Consider the following 15,804-nt stretch of genomic DNA (forward strand, 5'->3'; position numbering starts at 1 on the left):
TGCTCCTCCTGGAGCTGCGTGATGCAGCCCCCCTTAGTTGCCCCACATATCCTTGGCCGCGCCGCTGACGGGCTTGCAGGTCACAAGCGCCTCATTCACCTTCTCCTCCACCTCGTAATCCGCACTGAGTGTGCCCACAAAGTGGAGAACATTGGTGCCCTCGCCGCCCACATAGCCGGCATAGCTCAGATTCAGTCCTTCAATGGCGCCAAGCGTCACGTTATTGCGGTCGGCCACAATCTCGTCATACACCACAGAGATGGAAATGGTATCGCCTGCCTGGTACCGGCCAACAGCCATAGGGGCAACGCCGATCTGATTGGGCTTGGCCTGGTCGAGGGGTTTGGCCCACAGCTCGCCGGCGTTGAAGTAGAAGTAAGAGTCGGCGGATGCGGAGTTGTAGGCTCCCATGGTAATGGAGCAGAGCTCATCCTTTCCATATGGGACATAGTAGTCCCCGGAGCCTCCCCCCAATGCTCCCAGCGTACTGGTCACATGAACGCCGTATTGGGTGCCGCTTGCGCCAAGTGTACCCACAGCACCCGGCAGGGTGACGGTGTAGGCATCCCTATTATCCTTGTCTCCGTTAATGCCGTAAATCATGCCATATTTGCTGGCCTGCGGCAAATTGGGCAGGTTGGTGCTGTTTTTATTCTTGTCGAAGGATACATTCCCCTCCACATGATTAAACAGCACGTAGCGGTACATTCTCCAGCCGCCGTCCGTTGCCGTCAGATTCCGCAGCTGCACCCCCATGCCTGTTGCGGTGGCATTGATGTATGCGCCAAGGCTCGGGTTGTCATTGTAACGGCTCGGATCGAAGGCCTGGGCAGACAAACCAACCGCCAGTGTGCCGGTATAGCTGCTGCCACCGCTGCTTTCCTTGATTTCCAAACGATTGTTGGACGTCTCTGCGATTCGTTTGTATGCGCCTATGGCAGACTGTGCAAGCCTATACTCTGCATTCTGGGCCAGCTCCCGCTTGACCGTCCTCTTCTCCGGGTGGATGATGCCGGCACAGAGATTCCTGGCGCTGGTCAGCTTATACAGCTCCACGGAGTAGTAGCGGTTTCCACCCATGGTATAAGCCGAAGCCAGCGCATTGTCGGATATGGCCGTGCCGCTGCGGAGCGACGGGGTAGCCGTTTCTCCCTCCACCTTGAACTCCCGGTAGCTTCCGTCACCGTCCGCGGAGGTGAAGGTGGCAAACACAGCCTGACCGCCCACATGCTTGAAGTGCTCCGCCTCCGCTGTTCCTCCGATAGCTGTTCCGTTGACGGTGCGGTAGAACACGTACTGGACATCCTCAGTGATTACGGCGGCAGATGGGATGGTCCGGGTCACCCGGTAGGTGCTGGTGCCGGTCCCGTTGTTATCATAAGCGGTACTCACATAGCTCAGTGAGAACAAGCCGCCGTGTGCCCACTTTGCCGTCAGTTGAATGGCGCCGGTGCTGCCTGGTTGAATCGACTCGATCATACGGCCGCCGGAATCATACCAGCCGAGGAACTGGAATCCCCCGCGGATGCCGGTAGGCGCATTCAGCCTGATTTCCCCTGAGGTGCCATGGTAGAGGGTAGGGTTGTCCACACTGGCAGCCACACCGTTCAGACTGTACGAAATAGTGCTGATATTCTCCTTCCAAATGGCATACAGATGCACCTCTCCCTGGGCAGCCGGATTCTTCACCACTTGTCCGTCAGTCCGGTAAATCTCAGCGCTGTCCCTTGCAACACTCCAGCCGGCGAAGGAATACCCGATATTTGCAAAGGAATTGCTGGCCAGCGGCTGCGCCGCGTCATAGGTGAAGAGCTGCTGCACGGTCTCATCCGGGACGCGGTTGCTATGGAAGGTCACTACAATCTGGTTAGGCGTCCACTTGGCATAGAAGGTCCTGTCACCGGAGCTGCCCGCCGGGATGGCGACCACTCCGGCCTTGTCCTCTTCGGCAAACCGGTCACTTGTATACCACCCTGCAAAGGTATAACCCGTTTTATCGTATTGGAGCTCCGGCAGACGAATGGGATCACTCAGGACGGAATAATAGCCGGGCAGATAGTCATCCCTTAGATACAGATTAGTGTCATAGGCATAGCGGATCGTATAGAAGACGGTCTCCCACCGTGCCGTCAGGGTGATGTTGTCACCGGGCATCGTGGTAAAGGTATACAGGCCGTCAGTCCCCTCCAGCTTCCATCCGATAAAGCTGTAGCCGGTTTTGGCCGGAGGGACCGGGGCGGCTACGGCTGTACCGTACGCCTGTGTAATGGACGGGACTGCCGTTCCGTCACTGTTGAAGGTAATGGTAAACTGCCCCAGTGCCCACTGGGCATACAGGGTGATATCCTCCTGTGCGGAGAGGTTCATCACCTGCTCAGCATCCGAGTAGGCCGTGCCGCTGCCGTCGGCTTGTGTATTCCAGCCTGTGAAGATGCCGCCGGTTTTGACGAAGGCATTCCCGGCCAGGGCAATGCGCTGGTCGTAGATATGGGACTGGGCATCCATGCTGCCGCCGGTTGCGCCGTTGCCGTTAAACTCCACCCGGTACTCGTTTGGCTTCCACTGGGCGTACAGGATGTGGTCCGATGGGGTGCTCACGGGCGTATCCGCAGTCACCCGGGTGCCGCCATTATCTGCGGTGAACCAGCCGGCAAAGCTGTAGCCGGTCCTGACGCCACTCACGTCAGGCAATACATACGGCAAATCGAAGATCACCTGTCTGCTTCCGGGAGCCTCTCCATCAGCGCCATTCAGCTCAAAGCCCACCTGGTAGGGGTTCCCCGTCCAACGGGCATACAGGGTGATATCGCCTGTGACCCGCAGGGCGGTTATCCGTTCGCCGCCTGTCTCCTGTGTATACCATCCGCCAAAGGTAAACCCGGTCCGGTAAGGAGTGGGCAGCACAAGGGTTGCATCCGTAGTACCGTAGATGATTTTATCCCCTTCTGGGCTGTACCCCTTCAACAGGATCACATTGTCCTCTTCCGCCTGCCATTGGGCCACGATGCTCAGGTCACTTGCAGGCATAACCGCCGGAAGCTCCGGCTCCCAGCCCTGGAACGTGTAGCCGGCGCGGACAGGCGTGAAAAGGTTGATGGATGTGCCATAGGGCAGATTCATGATTCCCGTTCCCTGCACTCCTCCGGCGCTGTCATAGCTCAGGGCATAGTAGTTCCTCCAGTAGTAGAATGCGATCCTTTTGGCTTCATCATTGAGAGAGATCTCATTCAGGGAAAAACCCTCATACTCATATTTCGGCACCTGTGTTTTCACAACGTGGATATCGCTGTTGTAGCTGTCATAGGACACCTGGTCAACCAGGGTATTCGTATGCGCGCTGACCGGAAGATCCTGCTGGTAATACTCCACCGTATAGGTCACCTTGCTCAAGCTCCATACAGCCGTTAAGGTATGGTCCCCTGCTGTTTTGACCACGCTGTCCGCGGTGACGATCTGGCCCTGCCCGTTCTGCCAGCCCTCGAAGGTATAACCTGCGCGGAAGGGAATTCGGTAGGCCAGCTCGCTGTAGGTCTGGTCATAGGTGACCGTCATTGCGTTGGGATTTGCGAGGAAACCACCGTTTTTATCAAACGACACTTGATACGAAAGCGCCGTAAACCTGGCCTCCACCGTGATCGGGTTGGCCGGCATAACCGGAGGATACGATTCCCAGCCTGCGAAATAGTAGCCTGGTTTGTCCGGGATGGAGGCAGGAGGAACGACCGTATCGTTATACGTTACACGGGTGGTTTGATAGGGCCTCCCTTCCGCCATCCAGACAACCTCATAGCTGTTTCGGGTGTAGACGACGCTGACCCATGTTGTGCCGCTGCCGTCGATGGTCTTCTGGATAATGGGCTGGGCAGTGAAGCCCGTGCAATCGGTGGACGCTGCATGGGTAGTGTCCCCCGCAACGCCGGTTTTTTCCTCTGTCAGGAAAAGCTCCTCGCCACGAGCATCACCCCAGTCTTTATAGTGCCTTACCGTATACGCGATGCCATCCAACGGGTCCCACAGCGCAGTCAGCGTATGGTCTGCCGCAATGGCTACCACGGAGGCGCCGTTAATTATGCTTTCACCGAGGCTCCATCCGGCAAAGGCATACCCCTCCCGGACAACGCCTGTGGGCAGCGTGCCATAGGTCCTGCCGTAGGTTACCGAGGTAACCGACGGGGTTAACCCGCTGCCGCCGTTGGCATCGAAGGTTACCGTGTAGGAGCAGGGAGCATATTCGGCAGTAACGGTCAATGCCTCTGCCGGCATAGAGGTTTGGATATTCCTCCATTGGACAAAGCGGTAGCCCGGTTTGTCCGGAATTTCCGGAGCTATAAGGCTGGCTCCGTACTTCACAGACCCGGCTTCAAGGGTCTTACCGTCCGCCACCCAGATCAGGGGATAGGCGTTTCTGGTGTAGCGGATCTCGATGACGGTTGAGCCGTCCCCCTTAACCGCCTGCTGGGTGACGGACTCCGATGCTGTGAAACCAGCATAGTCCTTAGCAGCCGCTGCGGTGTCCGCTCCGGTGATGCCGGCCTTGTGTTCAGCCTCCACCAGTGATTCCGGGTAATGGCCCTCCACATCCTGCTTCATGTGCTTCACGGTGTAACCGGTGTCCGTCCTAACCGCCCACACCGCTGTCAGCGTGTGGTCCTCCGCCGTCCTTACCCTGCTGGCCGCCGTAACCGTATCGCCGCCAGCGTTCACCCACCGTTCAAAGTGATATCCCGCCCGCTCCGGTGCAGCCAAAGCATCTCCATAAGGGCTGTCGTAGGTAACCGTTATGGAAACGCCGGGCAGCTCACAAGCCATATCCAGTGTCACTGTGTACGTATTCGCGGTGAATTCGGCCGTCACGGTGAGCCCCTTGGCGGGCATAATATCCGGGACTCCCTTCCACTGCCGGAACGTATAACCTGCCTTGACCGGTGTACCCTCGGGTTTGGCGGGAACCGCCGTACCGAATTTGACACTCGGGGTAGTGGCAAAGGTCTGCCCGTCCGCCACCCAGGTGATGGCATAGGTGTTTCTGGCGTAACGGATTTCTACCACGGTGGAGCCGTCCGGCTGAATGGTTGCTTGCACCGCCTCTCCCGGGGCAAATCCGCTGTAGGCTTTGGCGTTGGCAGCCGTAGAGGTTCCGGTTATCCCGGCCAGCGTCTCGCTCTCCACCAGTCCGCCCCCGCTGGAATAGGTGCCGTCCACCTCCTCGCGGATATGCTTGACGGTGTAGGGCGTATCCGCTGCAGGCTTCCAAACGGCAGTGTAGGTCCGCTCCCCGGTGCCCATGAGGGTCCCTTCTGCAAACCCCTGCCAATAATCCAGGACATAACCCTGCTTGACCGGGGTTTCCGGCTTGGCGATCACCGCTTCATATTTGACCGGAACCGTAATGGTCATATCGCCCGCCGCCCAATGTACGCTGTAGCTGTTTCTGGCGTAGCGGATCTCCACCACAGCGGAACCGTCCGGCCGGATCCGCTCCTGCGCCGTCTCTCCGGCTGTGAAGCCCTCATAGGTTTTGGCCGCTGCCTGCGTCTCTTCCCCGGTTATGCCCGTATGGAATTCCCATTCCACAAGCTTGCCTGCGGCGGGATAAGCGCCGTCCACATCCTCGCGGATATGCTTAACGCTGTATGCAATACCCCCTGCCGCCTCCCACCGCGCAGTAAAGGCGAGGTCTGTTGCTCCCAGCGTTTCCGGCACCTCAGGGGACCACCCTGCAAAGGTATAGCCCACCCGCGTTGCGCCGGGTGGCACGATGGCCGCACCGGCGTACAGCGTATAGGTCACGGGATTCCCGCCGTTTGCCGGCTCGAAGGTCACCGTATGCCGGATGCGCTTATAGTTGACCTTGATCACCGTTTTGCCATCGCTGGAAATGGGCTCCGCTTCGCTTACCCTGCCATTGACGGTCGCGTTCTCGAAGGCGGTTTCGCCCTCTGTCACATACCGGCTGTTTACCAGAGCGGAGGTGCTGATCCGTTCGCCGGTTTGGCCTGTTTTCAAGACGATATCCTGCAGGAAATATCTGCCGTCGGGCTGTTGAACATAATGCTCCACCCGGTACTCCGTGCCGGTGTCCTTCTCCCATTGTGCGGTGTAGGTTTGGTCCTGCTCGCCCATATAGGTGCTGACCGTCCGGTCCCAGCCCTTGAAGATATAACCCTTGGCGCCAAACTGGGGAGCAGTAATGGCGGAGCCGTATTTCAGCCGGTTCACGACCTTATCCCCGCCTACAATGCCGGGATCGAAGGTTATGGTGCGGGTCTGCAGATCATAGTAATAACGCAGGACAGAGGAACCGTCCGGCTTGATGGTCAGCTCCTTCTGGCCGGGGGTGCGGAAGCCGGTATAGGCTCTGGCCGAGGGCCAAACCGTGGTGCCTGTGGTGCCCCGCAGCTGCTCCTGCTCCGCCAAGGCATATTGACTGGAGCCCGAAGTCTCTTTGTAGTGCTCCACCCTGTATGGGGTGTCGCTGGCGGAGCTCCAAGCCGCGTAGATATCGGTATCCGCATTGGGCATCGTTCCCGGGAAGGTATACGGAACGGTCAGCTGGGCATTGTTGTGCCAGCCGCCAAAGGTATACCCCGCCTTGACGGGGTCTGCCGGAGCGGGGACTGCCTCCCCGTACTTTTTGAGAATGACGGGGACATAGCTGCCTCCGTTGGAGTAGGGGGCAATGACATAACCGTCCCTCAGATTGTCCCAATGAAGGGGAATGCGCCGCTCCAGCGGGGCGGAGCTGAACGCCAGCGGCTGTGTGATCCAGGTGATGACCATTTCTCCATCCTGCTCAGGCTGTCCGCCGGGATTCACCGTGATGTAGTTGCTGTCGGCATCGTAGGAAAAGGCTTCGTTGGTCATAGCGATTCGGAAGCTGGTTTTGTCATCATAGATGGCGGTAAACAGCTTGCCCTCATCCAGCCCCTCCTTCAAGTCCAGATACGCCATCTCGAAGAGGCTGTCCGGCAATTGGGTGGTGGTGATATAGCTTTTCAACTGGATGGCGGGCACCGCATCCGCCCCGTAGGCAAAATTGCGTACGTTGTCCCGTGAGCCTGCCGTAAGGAGAGGCCACTCGTTCCCGTACAAGGTTGGATTGTACTTGAAGGTGCCGACCAGGGCCTGGGCCTCGAAGGTAATTTCCAGATAGATGCCCAGCTCCAGGTACAACGCACCGGAATAGGCGCTATTTCTCCCCTGGGAGGCGGTGTATTTCAGCTGATAATAGAAATACCCCCAAACACGGACATAGGCGCCCGCCTCTGCGCCGAAGCCCACACTGGCCAGCTTCGTGGAGAACAGGCCCACCTTGATCTCCGCCTTAATCCCGGCCCGGAGACCCATGGTGCCCATCACATAGAATTCAAATTCGTAGTGCTCCTCCACCAGATCAATGGTATCGCTTGTCACATTCCCGGCAAACACCTGCACGGTATAGATATAGCGCTTGGCATTCTCATACCAGAAATCCAGCCCCAGGGAAATGTTCAGGTTGGCGCTCACCACCAGCTTAACCTCGATGTTAATGGCGATGATGAGCATGACCTGTTGCTCCTGCTCCACCAACGCCTTCTCAAACAGCGTCACCCAATCGCTTTCATTCTCCAGCATGGCGGCATACTTTTCTTCCAGACTATCACCCACGGTACCGGAGCCGTCTCCGATGTATTTCTCCTTTTGGTCCATGAGATCCTTGATCTGCTTGCCGATCTTCTCAATTTCCTCATTCTTGGTGCCAAAGCCCTCGTCTTCGGTTTCCTTGGTGGCAATGGTGGCTTCAATGCCAATGCCGGTGTACTCATAAAGCTCTACATAGGCAGTGACCTCATACTCCGCAATGTATGGGAAGATGCCCCACCATTTCCACACGGCATCCCCGTCCACACCGATATCAACGCGGACCTCCTGCTCGAAGGAGCCGACAATTTCGATCTCGATGGTCACATTATCGTTGCATTCGATCTTCACCTTGATCCCCACATCCAGCGTGAGACGCAAGCCGTCAATCCCTTCGAAGTGGACAAGGCTCGTGCTGAGGGTCGCCTGGAGCTTGCTCAGCTCAACCTCCGCTTTGGCGCCGCCCATCCGCTGCAGGGTCTCCCGGGTGATGGGCTGGCCGTCCATGGTCATCTCCACGGCGGTCAGGCTGTAATCGTCTCTAAGCCGGGTAAAGGAATCCGTCTCCAAGGCCAACGCCGCCAGATACCTGCCGGCTTCCTCGGCAAAGCCGCTATTGCGGGCCTGCTGCTCCACGCTGGACTCGATGGCCTTACGGTCCACACCCTCCAGCAGATTATCGGAGCGGATGGTCTCCTTCTTATAAGCGGCCATGGCCTGCTGCAGCTCGGACAGACTGACATCCGTGTACGCAACGGTGTAGCTCCCTTCCGCTTCGGTCACAGCCGTGACCCTGGCATAACCCAGCATGTGCCCGCCATCGGCGAGAGTGCCGTCCGTTTGCAGTGTGCCGGAATAGAAGGAGATGAAATCTCCCGCGTCAATGGTTGTTTGCGAGTCCAGACCCATGTGGGCAAAGCGGTCATCGGTATAGGTGAGATCCGCCCTGTCCACGGTGATGGAGTGGTTGCCCGCATCCCCGTCGCGGTCCGCCCCTATGCTGACCGGCAATACATCCGGTGTAAACAGGACATCCTCCGCATCCGCGGTTTTGTATGTATAGCTGCTGCCTTCCGCTTGGGTGATCCGCACAAAGGCCGTATTATTATCGCTGCTAACGGCATCCATTTGGGGAGGGGTATCCCCCTCATAGATCATAATGGTGTCGCCTGCGGCCAAGGTTCCTTTGCTGTAGATAAAGCTGCCCGTGGTCGTGCCGTTTTCGGCGGGGGCTCCATGGGGGCCTACGGTGATCACGGGGATGGAAACCGTGGTGGCAGGTATTCCATTGACGGTCAGGCCGGAAATATCCGCCAGCGGAATCTGCGCCATCTGCGCATTCAGAGACACATTCACCACCTCTGCCCGCTTGATGGTGAACACATATTCACGGGCGGATGCATCCTGCCCCACAAAGGACAGGGCCTTATCCTCCAGCGTGATCTTATAAGCAGAGCCCTCCACAAAACCACTCTGCCGGGCACCCTGCACCCCCAGATCATTGACGCCGGAGATGGCAAAGGCGCCGCTGCCGCCGGTGATGCTGAACCATTCCTTGTTTTCGTTGGAGCTGAGGTTTTTAAGGGTAACCGCGTCCTTGAACTGGTCCAGGTCCATGCTGTCCGGCGCCGAGACCGTTACGGCGAAATCCGGGCTTGTGTCAATGGCCCGGGCTACCGGTGTCTGAAAATCCTGCGGGAGGGGAGACATCTCCTCATATTTGGCATACAGGATGGCGCTCTCCTGCGCTGTATCTCCAGCCGCCACCAGCCGGGTAAGCGCCTCGTCGTAGCACCACCCGATGAAGATGGAATCCGCCTTATAAGGGACCGGCAGATTGTTCAGCTTGCTGTCCTTGCGGAGGCTCCGGTCAGAAATGACGGTGCCGTCATTGGTATCGAACTTGAAGGTATAGTAGGTGACAGCCGTCTCAGATGAGTCGCCGTCACCGCTGTCATTGCTTCCAGGGGACGCTGTTGGCTTTGGTTCCGCCTCGGGTACAGTACGGACATGCTTCGATGGAACACCCGGCTCCTTGTACCAGATCTTGACCGCCTTGTCCGTACTCATACACAGTGCCGCCGCTTGGGCACGGCTTGCGTTAGCAGACGGATTGAAGCTTGCGCCATCGCCGTTTAAGAGTCCGGCTTGCCATAGCTTCAGAACGGCTTCTTGGGCATAATCGGCCACCTCTCCCATGTCAGCGGGTGTTGTGGCGACATTCGCGCCCGTCTGGTAATCCACACCAAAGCCTTCAAAATAACGCACAAAGAAGGCGGCCATCTGCTCACGGCTGATACTGGCATCGGGAGAAAAGGTATCGTTTCCGGTGCCGGAGGTAATGCCGTACCTGGCGGCCCACTCCACATAAGGGGCGTACCAGGCGTTCCGGGGGACGTCGGAGAAGGCGGACGGTCCTGTACTCGTGGCATCCACACCTGCCATACGTCCCAGCACGGTAACAAACATACCCCGGGTCATGGTGCCATCCGGGGTGAAGCGGGTATCGGAGGTGCCGCCGAAAATCTTGTTTTCGTACACATATCGAACAGCATCATAATACCAGGCACTGCTGCTGACGTCCGTGAAGGGAACCGGCGGCACAGGATCGCTGCCGTTTGCTGCCAATGCCCGGGGCGGAACGAGGCCGGCTGCGAGGCAGAGCACCAGCAGTACACTGACGAGCCTCTTCAGCATCATATTCCCTCTCCTTCCAAGCCGCTGCTTCTCTGGATGAGACATAAAAAAACTCCCTCTTTATACGTATTTTCTGTCGAAAATAGCATAAAAAAGGAGTGTGTGCGGCAAATCTACTTAAAAACCGCCATTTTCTACTTATTGTTGCCGATCATGCCGATGCGCACCCGAAACAGCCCCTCCTTCACCTCATACACCAGCTCCCCGCCGCATTTCCTGACAAAATCCGCCACGCTCCGGCTGCCCGTGCCATGCCCCTCCTTTGCGGAAACAGGAAGCCCCGCTTCGTCAAAGGCGACCGAACCGGTAAAGGGGTTGGAGCATTCCAGAATCAGCTGGCCGGCATAGACGGCCGTCAGGCGCAGGCGGCGGTCGGGTGCGGGAAGGGCGGATACGGCGGTTATGGCATTTTCCATCAGGTTGGACACCGTTATCGCAAGGGACATCTCGTCCACATCCAGGGTTTGGGGAATATCGAGGCGCAAATCGCAGCGGATGTCCTGCTGCCTGGCCAACTCGGCATAATAGGACACGGCGGCATTCACCGGCACATTGTCGCAATAGCTCCGGGGCTTCCGGGGCAAAGACTCGCTGTAGCTGCGGATAAGGCCGGCGGCTTTGCCGGCTTCGCCCTGCTCCAGCAGGCCGAGCAGCGTATTATTGAAGTGGCGGCGATCATGCTGGGCAATGCTCATCTGACGCACCGCTTCGTCCATCAGGGCCAGGCGGTGGCGGGTCAGCTCCCGGTCGGCCCGGATGTTCAGATGCTCCTCCCGCAGCAGCGTTTCCTGCATGTGCTTGCGAAGCGAAAGAAGGGCCGCCAGATACAGCAGCACCGCCAGCAGAATCAGGAGCAGAAGAGGAGCTATATTCTCCGTCAGCATCCGGGTCACGTCGGCGCCGGAGAAGAAGTACCAGGCAAAGTTCATAAACAGCGCCGCAGACACAATCAGATACACATCCCACCGTTCGGCTGCCTGGCGGTACAAGGGCCGCAGATGATGGCGGAACAGATAAATGGCCGCGCCGAACAGCAGTACACGCAGCAGCGTGACCGCATAATTGGGATACGGGAGCAAATGACACAGATAGAAGCTTAGAATGACTCCGGCAGCATAGATATTCATGACCATGAAGCAGTTGAACAGCCATTGCATCAGACGGTCCCGAAAAAGCGGCTTGGCCACGATGCCCACAAATATGAAATACACAATGTCCAGCTTGGCCAGGGTGGTATAATCATCCTGCAGATAGAACCAGATGTTCAACCCCGTGTTCAGGCACACGATGACGGCCAGCGCCGCCCACTGGACAGGCGCGCGGTATCTGGACTGCGCCAGCGTAAACAGCAGCATAACCAGCATGGCATTGGTGGCGGCCGACCGGATAATGTCGTACAGCTCCATCGTTACATCTCCCCAAGCCGGTAGCTCATGTAGGCATTGCGCACGGAGGTATATTGCTTACCGGACACCGGAACCAGGAAACCGCCCCGGAGGGTGAATTCCTCCCTGCTTAAGCGCTCCACCCGGCTCATATTGACGGCAAATGCGGCGTGGGGCTGGATAAAGCGGCGGTCCTGGAGCAGTGGGGCAATGTGGTTGGCAAAGCTGCCGGTAATCGTAGTGGTTTCTACCCGTTCGCCGTTTAATAGCGTATACACGACACTGTGGCGCACATATTCACAGCAGGCAATGGCATCGGCGGACAACGTGCGGAGCCCCTGCCGGGTTTTGACGGTCACATGCAGCTCCTCACCGAAGTTCACCTTCTCCACAGCCAAATCCAATGCGGAGAAAAACGCCTGTCTGTCTACGGGCTTAAGAAGATAATGCAGCGGGTTTACCGCATAGGCGTCCAGCGCAAACCCGGGTTCGGTGGTGATGTAGATGATCTGTGCATCGGTGCTGATCCGGCGGATGCTCCGGCCCAGCTCCAATCCGTTAACCATGGGCATCACCATATCCAGCAGGAAAATATGGAAGGTTTCCGTTTCATAAGCTGTCAAAAGCACATCCGGATGACCGAATGCCCGCACATCAGCAGCAAGGCCGCAGCCGGCAATGTATGCATTGGCCAAGGCCAGCATCTGTTCCAGCTCAGCCTCCGTGTCATCACAGATGGCAATACGGAGCATAGCGGATACCTCCCCATTCTCAGAAAAGCAGCATCAACATTATATGAAACTATCGCTTTCATTTCAAGAAAAGGATGGCCTGTTTGCCATAACTTTCTCTTGAAAAAGAAACGCCCTCTATGGTATGGTTACTGGAAATATTTCCTTGGAGGGAAGCATATGAGCACCGCCAATCCCGACCCGATCCTGCTGGATTTCCCGGAAAGCTTCGAAAGTGAACGTTTGATCATCCGTGCACCGTTATGGCATGATGGAGCGGCTGTAAACGAGGCGATCAGAGAAAGTATAGACGAATTGCGTCCCTGGATGCCCTGGGCGCAAAACACCCCGGCCATCGAAGAAACCGAGGCAAACCTGCGGCATGCCAGAGCGCAATTTATCGGGCGTAAGGACCTGAGACTGCTGTTGGTACATAAGGAAACCGGTCAATTCGTAGGCAGCAGCGGCCTTCACCAAATTGATTGGCAGACGCATAAGTTCGAAATTGGATATTGGGTCCGCACCTCTTGCCAACAGCAGGGTTACATCACCGAAGCCGTACATGCCATTACAGACTTTGCCATACGAGAGCTATCGGCGAACCGCATCCAGATCCGGTGTGACGCCCATAATCTGCGGAGCGCCAAGGTAGCGGAACGCTGCGGCTTCACATTAGAGGGGATTCTTCGCAATGAGACATGTGATGTTAACGGTTCACTGCGGAATACCATGATCTTCTCGAAGGTTCGCGGTGTGGAATATTAAGTACGAAAATTTCAGAAAACCCATCACGAATACAGCTTGCCTGATCAAAAGGTATATTCCTAACTCCACACTTGAGCTTCACTCGATCGTTTAAACAGATATTTATCTGTACTGCGCAGAAAATCCTCTACCGATATTTCCTTGTATTGACTTCGAAATAATTCGATATACGGTTGTATGTATTCTTCATTGTATTCTGATGGAGAGCACTTGGAATAGTCAAAGTAAATACTATTATCTTCATAGACATTGAGCCAGCGCCCACCATCGTGAAACTGATCGGATGTCGCATCCACTATTCTTCCGTTTATTGCTGCAACGGTATGTGCTCCCATCCCCTTCATACATCCATCCAAAATAGTAAGATTGGGCACGGGTATATTCAATTTGTCCGCAGCCAGAAAAAATACAATCTGGCTTAGCAAAACACATTGTCCTCTGACGGTAGTTCGATGATCTGGGCGGGTATGCAGGCCACAATACAGCGTACGCGCCATTTTAATCAAGTAGTTTTTTTGGATTTCCGATAGATCCCGATTCGTTCTTATAATAAGATCAGGGACAGCGACCGTTTGTTCATAGGAAATCAAGTTGAATAGATTGAATTCCACAGGATGCACGAGTTCCAGCAGCTTCCGTAAATCGTCATCATCTGCTTCGCTATCCATCTCTTGAATTTTTTCTGAAGGCAACCTCCTTAAGTGTCCTAAAAAAGGAAACAAATCGCCTATATCCGGTGTTGAAAAATCAAAGTCATCCTTCGATTCGTAGACAATCCCCGACGGCTCCAGATACGAATAGCCCGCTTCACTGGCGATAATCGCAAGGTATCGGTAAACCTCTTTTTCAATATTAAGATTACAGCAGTAGGTTGAAAATGAAAACAATTGGAGCTGTAACGTATCATCCGATACATGATTCAAGTAAACACGAAAAATATTCTTCTCTCGTTCTCCTTGCTTATTGACTTTGAGCTGGCATGTAATGTTTCCTGCTGATGATTCTTTTATGAATATAAGCTGGGAATGTGAAACACCCTTTTTAATAAGCCCACTGCTGCATAGTGCCGCGTATACGAATCTTTCAAAATGATACTCCGCCGGCTTATGCTCTTGAAATAGGTTAACGAATGCCGCGCTTCGAGGTAAGGGGCTTGATAGAGAAGCTATATTGCTTTCGCCATTGTTTACGCTTTCCTGGTCTTCACCCTTACCTGTAAACAAGCCTACAAACCAAGGCAGTATCCTCATGTGTAAAATACCTCCCCTCAACCAGTCTCCCCCTGCTCCTCAGCAAACTCCGGATCACGGATTCGCCCAACAATCACGATCGCCACCACGAAAATCACAAATACAAATAAGAACGGCAGCCGGCGGTCCATACTGGATAACCACCCGGCCAGGTAGCCGAAGGGTGAAGCAAACGCAATGGTAAAGGCCATAATCAGCGCATTAATGCGGGCACGCTCCTGGGGATGAATGTTCAGCTGGAGCAGAGCGTCCTTGCGGGGCATAACCAGAGCATTGGCCACCGCTGCCACAAACACATAGAGAATTATGAACAGCATGTTCCCGGCGGGAGTCAGGATCAGCAGGATCGGACATGCGGCATACATGATTAGACCCGTCCGCATGGGAATCCGGAACTTCACCCCCTCCAGACGGTGCTGGATACCCACCATGAAGCTCAGCATCACCGCTGCATTCAATATGGGGAAAAACGCCAGATACCGCTCCGCGATGCCTAACCGCTGGGTGACATACAAGCTGAAGAAATTGGCACTGATCAGATTCGTAATATGCAAAATCACGGAGACCATCAGCACCTTCAGAATCTCCTTATTCTTCAGCACCTTGGGAATCAGGTCCTTGTATTCATAGAGCATCTGCGAAACAGAGGTGCCCTTCGTCTCGGCCATACGGAGCTTGCCCTGCCGGGTTTCATCACAATGCCGGAGCGTAATGATCACCTTAATCAGCATATTGACCGCGAAAACCACATACAGCACCCGGACAACCGGAACCACACTGAAGGACTGGATCAATAAGCCCGAAATAGGCGCAAAAAAGACAGCCACCAAACCGCCGATGTTGGCCCACGTATAGATGCCCAATAAATCCTTGGGCTCTGCATCCTCAATCAATAAGCAAAACCAGGCCGTCTGGTTAATCTGCTCGAAGCTGTTGAATACAACCGCCAGCAGGAAAAGCCAGAAGCTGCCCGACACAGCCCAGACCAAACAAGCCACACTCCAGCCCATAAAATCCCCCAGCATGGTCGTCACCTTACGCCCCAGCTTATCGGTGATAATCCCGCCAAAGAACGAAAAAAACACCTGAACAAACATCGCCACCGACAGAATCAGGCCAATCTGAACATCCGTTATACCCTGGGTATACATATACAGCGTGGCAAATGGAGCAATTAAATTGTACGGAATCCCCCAGAGCGGCTCCATCAGAATCAGCGTTCTCGGATTTCCTTTGTTGCGGTTTAACAATTGAATAAGCGGGTGCTTCCACAGCATCATGGGGGTGACTACCTTTCTGATCGCGATTTACCAAGAGTATACCATAGAATACCAGCCGCAATGCCCCTTTATTGCT

Annotated in this window: 6 protein-coding genes; 1 reads left to right on the plus strand and 5 read right to left on the minus strand. The window is 55.5% G+C overall.

The annotated features are described in order from the left end of the window. Window positions 1-33: 33 nt before the first annotated feature. From ACI1P1_RS16450 to ACI1P1_RS16460, 3 genes are all read right to left on the minus strand, one after another. Window positions 34-10,320: an InlB B-repeat-containing protein gene (locus tag ACI1P1_RS16450; protein WP_416217511.1), complete on the minus strand. Its 10,287-nt coding sequence runs from the start codon at window positions 10,318-10,320 to the stop codon at window positions 34-36. Window positions 10,321-10,451: 131 nt separating this feature from the next. After that, window positions 10,452-11,723 carry a sensor histidine kinase gene (locus ACI1P1_RS16455; RefSeq protein WP_416217512.1) on the minus strand — a complete coding sequence of 424 codons (1,272 nt, stop codon included), beginning with the start codon at window positions 11,721-11,723 and terminating at the stop codon, window positions 10,452-10,454. A 2-nt stretch (window positions 11,724-11,725) separates the two neighbouring features. After that, entirely contained in the window at window positions 11,726-12,454 is a 729-nt protein-coding gene (locus tag ACI1P1_RS16460; RefSeq protein ID WP_416217513.1) for a LytR/AlgR family response regulator transcription factor, read from the minus strand. A gap of 159 nt (window positions 12,455-12,613) precedes the next feature. On the opposite strand from ACI1P1_RS16460, the gene ACI1P1_RS16465 reads away from it, so the two are divergent. After that, window positions 12,614-13,198, plus strand: coding sequence for a GNAT family N-acetyltransferase (locus tag ACI1P1_RS16465; protein ID WP_416217514.1), 585 nt, complete (start codon window positions 12,614-12,616; stop codon window positions 13,196-13,198). A gap of 59 nt (window positions 13,199-13,257) precedes the next feature. On the opposite strand, the gene ACI1P1_RS16470 is transcribed toward ACI1P1_RS16465, so the two are convergent. Further along, window positions 13,258-14,448, minus strand: a complete 1,191-nt coding sequence (locus ACI1P1_RS16470) for a hypothetical protein (protein ID WP_416217515.1) — start codon at window positions 14,446-14,448, stop codon at window positions 13,258-13,260. Between the two features lie 17 nt (window positions 14,449-14,465). Continuing rightward, the gene (locus ACI1P1_RS16475) at window positions 14,466-15,728 is read right to left on the minus strand and encodes an MFS transporter (protein WP_416217516.1); all 1,263 of its coding nucleotides are present in this window, start codon (window positions 15,726-15,728) and stop codon (window positions 14,466-14,468) included. Between the last annotated feature and the right edge of the window lie 76 nt (window positions 15,729-15,804).

Source organism: Paenibacillus mesotrionivorans, assembly GCF_046098205.1.
In the GTDB taxonomy this organism is placed as follows: Bacteria; Bacillota; Bacilli; order Paenibacillales; family NBRC-103111; genus Paenibacillus_AR; species Paenibacillus_AR mesotrionivorans.